This is a genomic window from Bacillus sp. LK2 (assembly GCF_001043575.1).
Classification (GTDB): domain Bacteria; phylum Bacillota; class Bacilli; order Bacillales; family Bacillaceae_G; genus Bacillus_A; species Bacillus_A paramycoides.
The window spans coordinates 1-8958 of record NZ_LDUK01000031.1; the positions used below are offsets into that span (position 1 = coordinate 1).

Consider the following 8958-nt stretch of genomic DNA (forward strand, 5'->3'; position numbering starts at 1 on the left):
GAGTCTTACTGCCCGTTAATGCGGGATAACTGTGAGGGAGAGTAGCTCAAACATAGAGCTATTCTCCCTTTTTTTATTATGTAAACGAATGGTTTACAGTGATTTTTACTAATAGTTGCTTTTATTGATTATGAAGGAATTCAAGGGATTTTATTAGGAGTTGCGCTATTCATGATGGTTTTTTACTCTGATGTGAAGAGAGTTATTTGGAATGAATATAGATCGTTTTTTCAAGGGGAACAGCGAAGTGGTATAAATGATAAAAAGTGAGAAGGGTCTGTAATATTTCCTAGGAAAAGGGTATAACGAATAATTTAATTATTTTGTTGTGATTTTCGGATGTCGATAATATGTTAAAAAGCTGTTTGTATAGAGTGTTGAAATCTATACAAAGCAGCTTTTTATTTAGATAGGAAGGAAATAGATTAATATGATTTTTGTAAGCTTTACTTGAAAATATTAAATTAGCTCATTTGCACTAAAGGCTCAATTTTCGCCATAAATGATTGATGAAGCGCTTCAACACCATCTACTAAGTGAATTCGGTCAATGACAACCGACACTTTAATTTCAGATGTACTTACCATTTTAATATGAATACCTGCTTCTTTTAAAGTAGTGAACATATTCGCAGCAACACCTGGGTTAGATACCATACCAGATCCTACAATTGATACTTTTGCTAAATGATTTTCATATTCTACAGATTCATAGTTAAGTGTTTCTTGATTTTGTTCTAACACCTCTAATGTTTCTCTTAAATCATTAGAATGGATTGAGAAGGAGAGGTGAACAGTTCCTTCATTTGTAATGCTTTGAATAATAATATCTACATTAATATGTGCTGCTGCTAATGTAGAGAAAACAGTTGAAAGGGAACCTTGTTCTAATCCTTTGATTGTGACGCGTGTAATATTATCTTCAAATGCAATACCTTTTACGATTGATTGTTGTTCCATGTTACATTCTCCTTTTACAATTGTTCCGTTTTCTTGTTCCATACTTGAGCGTACTTCTAAAACTACGTTATGATTTTTAGCAAATTCAACAGCGCGCGGGTGTAATACGCCAGCGCCGAGGTTTGCGAGCTCTAACATTTCGTCATAAGAAATTTCATCTAATTTATAAGCATCTTGTACTACGCGTGGGTCAGTCGTGTACACGCCTGTCACGTCCGTATAAATATCACATTTTTTTGCTTTTAGTGAAGCGGCTAATGCGACAGCAGTTGTATCGGAACCACCGCGACCAAGAGTTGTAATTTCATTTTCTTCACTGATTCCTTGGAAACCAGCGACTATAACAATCGTGCCTTCAGTAAGATAGGACTGAATACGCTCAGTGTTAATGTCAGTAATCCGTGCACTACTATGTACAGATTCTGTCGTAATACCAGCTTGCCATCCTGTTAATGAAATTACGTTATAACCTTTTGTTTGTAGTGCCATTGTTAATAAAGAAATGGTTACTTGTTCTCCTGTAGATAGAAGCATATCCATTTCACGTTTACTTGGACTTTCCGTAATAGCATTGGCGAGTGCTACAAGTTCATCTGTATTTTTCCCCATTGCTGAAACGACAGATACAACGCTATGACCTCGTTTATATTCTTCAATAATTAAATTTGCTACATGTTGAATACGTTCAATACTTCCGACAGAAGTACCACCAAATTTTTGAACAATTGTTTCCATTACGAACTCCTTCTTTCGTCCATTTTTAAGAATAGGTTAGGACATATACAAATCCCAATATCCCTGTAGTTACCAGAAAGACAAACAAAAAACACCATCTCAAATAAGTGAGGATGGTGCTGTTACAGGAAAAGGGAAACAGAAAACGGAGCTAATAAAAAAACCGCCAAAAAAGGAATATCATAAAAATGATATCTCTTTTTTGTAGATAGCTCTTCATATGTACACGTCTGTACATATGACAGTTCTGTTTCTATTCGAAAACAGCCCCAATCGATAAATGCAGAGAAATTTATCAATTTCGGCAACACTTCCTTTCTTCTAAACTCATAGACATCTCTGTGTCTCCTTTAGAATACTCATAAGCATTGCAACCTCTATCTCACGTTTTAGGCGAGAGTGTTTGAATTATAAAGTTGTTGGTAACATTTGTTTTATAATAATTTAAATTTTTAAGGGAATCAAGTGTTTTATATGTTTTTTAAAAATTCTTTCTTTTTATTGAGCTAGTTTGTGAAAAATGTAGCAAAATCAATTCATTGCCTGTACATTAAAAATATAGTGCATAGGAGGTGGAAGAATGAAAAGGAAAAAGCCTATTTATGTTGCGACAGAAATGAAAACAACAATGGAGAAATTATGGGAATATACGCAGCAACCAGACATACATACAGAGTGGGATGCTCGTTTTACTGAAATTTCGTATTTAGAGAAAAAAGAAGGAGAACCGCAGAAGTTTTTATATAAAACAAAGATTGGTTTTGGCCTTGAAATAGCTGGAGAAGGGGAATCGATAGGTGAAATAAGAAAAGATATTTTAACGCCGTTATGCAGTTGGATGAGGAGGGAAAAGAAATTGTAGATTATTTTGGTGAACCACATTTACTTGTTTCTACATTGAATTTTCATATTGATGAGGCGGGGGCAATGCATATTTCTTCAAAGAAGCAATGGTTTTTTATGTTTGGAAGAAAAATTCCGTTACCAAAATTTTTATACGGAGAGGCAAAAATTATTGAAAGCTATGATGACGCACTACAATGTTTTCGAATTCATGTACAAGTACGAAATTCGTTAATTGGTTCACTATTTTCATATAAGGGTACATTTGTGGAAAGGAAATAAATGAAATGAAGAATATAATATTTGGACTTGCTTGTTATATTATATTTCTAATAGGCGAGTGGTCGAATTTAAATCCTGTTGAAGCAATTATACTATTATCTATTTTGTTATTCATACCGATGTCATTTTGTATTATTGATAAAAAAACAAGAAATGGATCGTATGTATTATTTTATAAATTTGTATCGTTTTTATATCCGATTGCTGCAGTTAGTGCGATGCTAGCTTTCGTAACAAATCATTTCGCCTTTGCTCTTCTGTGGCTTTTGTATACAGGGATTATTGCATTATTTGGAGTAAGTAGATTGCTAGAAAGAGGATGGAAACCTATAGAAGAAACAGCTATTGATAGTGCGTTTATTTATTTGTTTTTAGGGGGTTCTTGGTTCTTTGCTTCTATAGCGAAAATTTCAATTATGCATTTTAGTTCTGACATAGTATTACTCACAGCTGCACACTTTCATTACTCGGCATTTCTGTTGCCGTTATCAGCTGGTTTACTTGGAAGGAAAAGAGAACAGAGAAGTAAACTGTATGATGTTATTATATTTATCATTGTCATTTCGCCAATGACAGTTGCGATAGGAATTACGTATTCGAGGGTATTTGAATTCTTTGCAGTGTTCATATATTTATGCGCCATTTATGGATATGGGATTTACGTTTGGAAAGCGAAATTCAATGCAATAAGTGCAAAGGTTCTCCTTACTATTTCATCTAGTACGCTTATGGTAACAATTATGTTTTCACTTGTATATTCATACGGGAATTTCAAACAAGTAATGACAATTACAATTGCACAAATGGTTTGGATTCACGGTGTTGTAAATGGAGTTGGAGTTGCATTACCGGCTTTTCTCGGTTGGATGATTGAAAAGAGTACTCCGAATTATAAGTACTATGGGAAACCAATGAGCCAATTAAGAGGGGATTCTACAGTTGGAGAGAGTTTTTTACATAATCAAAGCGTAGTAGATAGCAAGCAATACAGTGGTCTAGTTGATAAAATGAATGATTTTCATAGTGACACATTTGATGGAATGAAGGTTCCTTTAAGTATTATTCATTTTTATGAGAATACGAGAGAGTACCAGTTGCAAGCGAATATTAACTGGGCACGTTGGTTCCGTCCGTTTGCATTTTGTTATGAAAAAATGAGTAAGCGTGTAGCGCAAATTCATTTAGGGATGGGCGGTAAGTGGGAAAAGATGCAAGGCTCTATCGTTAGTGTAAAAGATGAAAGTGATGGAAGAGAAAACGTAAGAGCCTGGCTAAGAAAAAATGAAGCAGGAGAGTCTATTTTTGTAGCTCTTTATTCAACACATACACACGAGAAAGAGACATACATGAATATCGCATTGCCTTTACCGTATTCGAATATGACTGGTATTTTGAAATTGTACAATGATGCTAACCGCTTAATTATTACTAGTAAGCTAAGAAATAGTGGTAAGGGAGATGAAGGGATTTACTTACATACTCGTTTCTTTACACTACGTTTACCATTAGCAGAAACTTTTATTATTAAAGATGACGGGGATCTAATGCTAAAAGCTCACCATAGAATGTGGATATTCGGAATTGAGTTTTTAGAGATTCATTATGATATTAAGAAAATAGAGAAGAAATAAGAAAAGCTTGGAGAGATGTCCAAGCTTTTTATAGTTTAAATATAATTTTATATTCCAAAATATACAATAATAATTGAACATGAAAAAGATAGTCGTATGTTAGCAGAAAAAATATAAAAACGACCAGTTTAAGCTCTAGATACAAGAGATTGTGGTGTGAAAGAAAACCTTTATGTAATAAGAGAAAATGAGATGTCTGCAGTATTAACTGAACTAGCATTTTTAGATAATAGTGCAGATTATGAGAAGTTGGCTTCAGAATCAGGAAGACAAATTGCTACAGAGGCAATTTATGCTGGTATTTTAGATTATTATGAGTGGAAAGGTTTCAATGTTTCAAAGTATCGTTTAGCTAAATAAAAATCATCGATTGCTAAGCCCATCGTCTATATAGAGATGGGCTTTTTATATAAATTTATGTAATTTTGTATCGGAATAAAAAGATATATCGTATTATGCTGATTATAAATAAAATAATGGTAGATTAGTTTATTTTTATCACGTATACTTTTACTGTTGACTAATTAAGAGTTTGTTAGTTTGATAGGGAAAATTTTATTATAAAGGGAGGCAAGTTAACACGGGACAAGCATATACATAACGTGTTAAAAAATTATGAAAAAAGTTATTACTAATGTGTTAGCAGCGACAGTCGCACTTCAAGTAGTGATGGCTCCAGCAGCTGCATTTGCAGCTGAAAAAGAATTTCCTGATGTTCCGAAAGGGCATTGGTCATATGAAGCAATTACAAATTTAACGTCAAAAGATATTATTGCAGGGTATGATAATGGTAAGTTTGGATTTGGTGATGTTGTAACTCGTGAACAAGTGGCAGCATTAATGTATCGTGCATTAAAACCAGAAGCGAAAAGCGAGTATAAAAATCCATACTCTGATATTAGTGCAGGAACAACAATGTTCCAAAAAGAAATTTTGGCTTTAACGGATATGGGGATTTTTGTAGGTGATGGCAAAGGGACGTTTAGACCGAAAGATTCTCTAACTCGTGCTGAAATGGCTGTTATTTTGCAAAAAGCATTTAAATTAGAAGTGAAAGCACCACACACATTTAATGATGTAGATACAACTCCTTGGGCGAAAGATGCAATTAGTGCTTTGCAATCTAATGGTGTAGCAGCAGGGAATAATTTTGGCGGATTTGATCCATCAGGTGTATTAACGCGTGAAAGTTATGCACAACTTTTATATAAAGCAATGCAAGTGAAAAACGATATTCCGGTTGAACAACCATCATATATTAATCTAGATGTAACATTACCATCTAACGTAAAGGCACAAGAGATTGATAATTTCATTGGAAAGTATCATTCAGACAGTCCACTTGTTGGAACCGGACAAGATTTTATTAAAGCGCAAAATGAATATGGCGTGAACGCTTTATATTTAGCAGCACATGCAATCTTAGAATCTGGATACGGGAAATCAGAAATTGCATATCGTAAACATAACTTATTTGGATTAAGAGCGTATGATTGGGATCCATTCGCACATGCAAAATATTTACCGTCTTACGGATTAAGTATTTCATACAATGCTGATTATGTAAGAAAGAACTATTTAGAACAAGGTGCTAGGTATTTTAATGGTTACACATTACCTGCAATGAACGTTATGTACTCAACTGATAAAGAATGGGCTGGCAAAATCGCTAATATTATGGAGCGTATTAAACCTTTTAATAAGGCAGATTATCAAAATGCAAAACGCCTACCGAAAAATCCTAATACATTAAATGTAGAGGTATTAAGTGAAGCAATTCCATATAAAGATTATGCAAAAGATGCAACAGCTACTGTTCAATTGGTAGGATCTTACTATCAAGTTCCATTCCCGTTTAACAACCCAATTAAGAGTGTACCAAATGTTACACAAAATGAAGTTGGAAAATTAGAAAATGGTACAAAAGTAAATGTATATCGTGAAGATCCAAATGGCTGGGTAGAATTCTCACTTGAAAATGCTCCGGAAAAATATTGGACATTGAAGAAGAATTTAAAATTATAAAGTGGAAAGGTGTTTTCATATATGAAAACACCTTTTTTAGTTATATTTATCACATGATATTCCATATTATGTAAGGGTGATAGGGTCATTATGAGGTTCTCCTTTATGTTTTTGATATTTTTACCAAGAAGTCAATAGTTTCATATATAATTTAAATCAATGAAGAGTGAATTTTCAGTATTTAATTTTAGAGATTAAGGTCTTTTGAAAAGAGGAGAGGGATATGCAAGGAGAAATACAAACAGAGAAAAAGTTAGGTTATGTTGGAAAATTATTATTACCAGCTAAAGTATCACCACACTTTAAGTTTTTATGGATCGGACAATTACTCTCGACCTTGGGTAGTTCAATAACGATGGTGATTCTTCCTGTCGTTGTTTATTCATTAACTGGTTCAACAATTGTAATGGCATTGTCTGTACCTAGTATTCGGCGGTTCGATTGATTATGTAGGCTAAAAGGAGATATGGCATATAATCGATTCATCTTAATTAAGCATTTGTCTAATGAAGAGCCTTCCGTACATATTTGGGCTAAAAAATTTATATGGATGCTACGAAAATGGATATTGCAAAAGAATTGACTGAAGCGATTCAATCTGGCTTTGTAAATAAAGACTAAGCCCTAATATAAGTAGGACTTAGTCTTCATTAAATACAAATGTTTGTTTCATTTTTTTACTCTCATTTACCGGATGACCGTTGTAAGAGAAAGTCGTTTCTTCCCAAGTAATAACGACTTTAAAATTATGGCTATTAAAGTCTAATGGGAATACCATGTAGTCAAAGCTCGTATGACTTTTTGAAACGTTCGAATTTGATGTAGTAGGTTTAAAGGTAGCTTTAGATGTAGGAGTGTTATCAAGTATTTCCACAGATACATTCGATACATCATTACCGATGTTTTTTACGAGTAAACTATACGTATCATATACACCTTGTTTTGGTTGTACTGCTTGCTTGTTTGAGTTATGAGATTTGTCAATTTCGATATACCATTGTTTAGACTTTGATGCAATTGGTAGCGACTGAAATGTGTAGGCACTAGCTTGCATCGGGAGTGCTAAACATATAAGCGTAAAGAGAGTTACTATTTTTCGTTTCATGTTTTGAGAGCTCCCATTCTTTAATGGATTTATTTGTTATTATCTTCTCTTTTTGAGATAATATACCATGCAGTTTAGGGGGAGGGTATATTGAAGGAACTAGCAAGTATGGGAAGCGGTATTTTTCTACAACTGTTATTTTTGTATATATTTATTTCTGGTGTTTTATTGGAACTCAATCCATGGTATGCGGTAGAGGTTTTTCGGTATAGCTTCCTTGTTTTGTTTTTATGATTAATAATAAATGCTTGCTAAAGGATGCTAAAAAGCATATCAGTGGGATTAATTTATTAATATAAAGAAGAGTCTAACTTCCAAAGGATAGATGCAGGTGGAGAGGTACGAGTGTTAGTCAAAAGGAATAAGAATATGAAAAAATCCCCAATAAATATGTTAAAATAACATTGTCATATAATAAGGGGGATTTGTTTTATGGAAAAAGAGTATCTTGCTAAAGTAGATTTAACGAAAAGAGTGGACTCCAAATCTAAGTACAATAAGAAACTCGAAAAATATCAAATGCGCTTATTGGCACTACAGCAAATTTTAAAAGAAGAGAAAATAGCTGTTATGCTTGTTATGGAAGGTTGGGATGCAGCAGGTAAAGGCGGAGCGATTAAGAGAGTAACTGAACATCTTGATCCGCGTGGATTCCAAGTAAATCCAATTGGGGCGCCTGCTCCTCATGAAAAACGGTATCATTATTTGCAACGTTTCTGGCGGAAAATTCCTCAATATGGGCAAATTACTATATTCGACCGTTCATGGTATGGTCGTGTATTAGTTGAACGTGTTGAAGGGTTCGCCACAAAGGAAGAGTGGATGAGGGCGTATGGTGAAATTAATGATTTCGAGAAGCTATTAACAGATGATCATTACATAATAGGAAAGTTTTTCTATCACATTAGTAAAGACGAACAGTTGAAACGATTTAAAGAAAGAGAGAACAATCCTCTTAAAAGATGGAAAATTACAGATGAAGACTGGCGAAATCGTGAAAAATGGGATGAGTACGTCGAAGCAATGGAAGACATGTTTGAAGAAACAAATAAGCCGAATGCTAAATGGAATATTATTGCGAGTAATGATAAATTATACGCTCGTTTGAAAACATTGAAAGAAATTATTTCATTAATTGAGGATTATTTCTTAGAACATAATATAGAATTACCTTCTTATTATTATGAAATAAAAGAAGGTAAGAAAGAGAAAAATGAGTCTATGCAAGATGCAGGGGTTAAATAGTAAAAAGGTTTGTATAGGAAATATGAAGGGAAGCTGTCTTGTAATTTGGTAAAACAAAATTACAAGACAGCTTTTTTAGTTAGAAACATTTTACAATTTACAGAATAAGGTATATAATCAATAATCATATTAA

Annotated in this window: 5 protein-coding genes, 6 pseudogenes and 1 riboswitch; of the genes and pseudogenes, 9 read left to right on the top strand and 2 right to left on the bottom strand. The window is 33.6% G+C overall.

Going from position 1 to position 8958, the window contains the following annotated elements; genetic code table 11:
• Window positions 1–105: 105 nt before the first annotated feature.
• Window positions 106–270: pseudogene (locus tag VK90_RS30790) on the top strand (helix-turn-helix domain-containing protein); the annotation flags it as partial.
• Between the two features lie 194 nt (window positions 271–464).
• Here VK90_RS30790 and VK90_RS18390 read toward each other — a convergent pair.
• A complete protein-coding gene (locus VK90_RS18390) occupies window positions 465–1694 on the bottom strand; it encodes an aspartate kinase (protein ID WP_048374349.1) in 1230 nt (409 codons plus the stop codon).
• A 201-nt stretch (window positions 1695–1895) separates the two neighbouring features.
• Window positions 1896–2082, bottom strand: a riboswitch (Lysine riboswitch).
• 192 nt (window positions 2083–2274) lie between these two features.
• Here VK90_RS18390 and VK90_RS18395 point away from each other — a divergent pair.
• The 6 genes and pseudogenes from VK90_RS18395 to VK90_RS18420 all read left to right on the top strand — a co-directional run.
• Window positions 2275–2508, top strand: a pseudogene (locus VK90_RS18395) (hypothetical protein); the annotation flags it as partial.
• Window positions 2496–2819 (top strand): annotated as a pseudogene (locus tag VK90_RS18400) (DUF4166 domain-containing protein); the annotation flags it as partial. The pseudogenes VK90_RS18395 and VK90_RS18400, both read left to right, overlap by 13 nt.
• 5 nt (window positions 2820–2824) lie before the next feature.
• Window positions 2825–4450, top strand: a complete 1626-nt coding sequence (locus VK90_RS18405; protein ID WP_048374351.1) for a YndJ family protein — start codon at window positions 2825–2827, stop codon at window positions 4448–4450.
• A 78-nt stretch (window positions 4451–4528) separates the two neighbouring features.
• Window positions 4529–4810 (top strand): annotated as a pseudogene (locus VK90_RS18410) (N-acetylmuramoyl-L-alanine amidase family protein); the annotation flags it as partial.
• Between the two features lie 255 nt (window positions 4811–5065).
• Window positions 5066–6475 (top strand): S-layer homology domain-containing protein, encoded by a 1410-nt coding sequence (locus VK90_RS18415; RefSeq protein WP_048374353.1) that lies wholly within the window; start codon window positions 5066–5068, stop codon window positions 6473–6475.
• A 223-nt stretch (window positions 6476–6698) separates the two neighbouring features.
• Window positions 6699–6896 (top strand): annotated as a pseudogene (locus VK90_RS18420) (MFS transporter); the annotation flags it as partial.
• Window positions 6897–7115: 219 nt separating this feature from the next.
• Here the strand turns inward: VK90_RS18420 and VK90_RS18425 are convergent.
• On the bottom strand, window positions 7116–7580 hold the full coding sequence (locus tag VK90_RS18425) for a hypothetical protein (protein ID WP_048374355.1): 465 nt from the start codon (window positions 7578–7580) through the stop codon (window positions 7116–7118).
• 90 nt (window positions 7581–7670) lie between these two features.
• Between VK90_RS18425 and VK90_RS29925 the strand changes: the two are divergent.
• A pseudogene (locus VK90_RS29925) lies at window positions 7671–7784 on the top strand (alpha/beta hydrolase); the annotation flags it as partial.
• Between the two features lie 228 nt (window positions 7785–8012).
• Window positions 8013–8825, top strand: a complete 813-nt coding sequence (locus VK90_RS18430; RefSeq protein ID WP_048374356.1) for a polyphosphate kinase 2 family protein — start codon at window positions 8013–8015, stop codon at window positions 8823–8825.
• Window positions 8826–8958: the final 133 nt, after the last annotated feature.

Bases quoted from the DNA above. Each gene is read 5' to 3' on its own strand.
- VK90_RS18390 (WP_048374349.1), bottom strand. From the start codon at position 1,694: ATGGAAACAATTGTTCAAAAATTTGGTGGTACTTCTGTCGGAAGTATT.
- VK90_RS18405 (WP_048374351.1), top strand. From the start codon at position 2,825: ATGAAGAATATAATATTTGGACTTGCTTGTTATATTATATTTCTAATA.
- VK90_RS18415 (WP_048374353.1), top strand. From the start codon at position 5,066: ATGAAAAAAGTTATTACTAATGTGTTAGCAGCGACAGTCGCACTTCAA.
- VK90_RS18425 (WP_048374355.1), bottom strand. From the start codon at position 7,580: ATGAAACGAAAAATAGTAACTCTCTTTACGCTTATATGTTTAGCACTC.
- VK90_RS18430 (WP_048374356.1), top strand. From the start codon at position 8,013: ATGGAAAAAGAGTATCTTGCTAAAGTAGATTTAACGAAAAGAGTGGAC.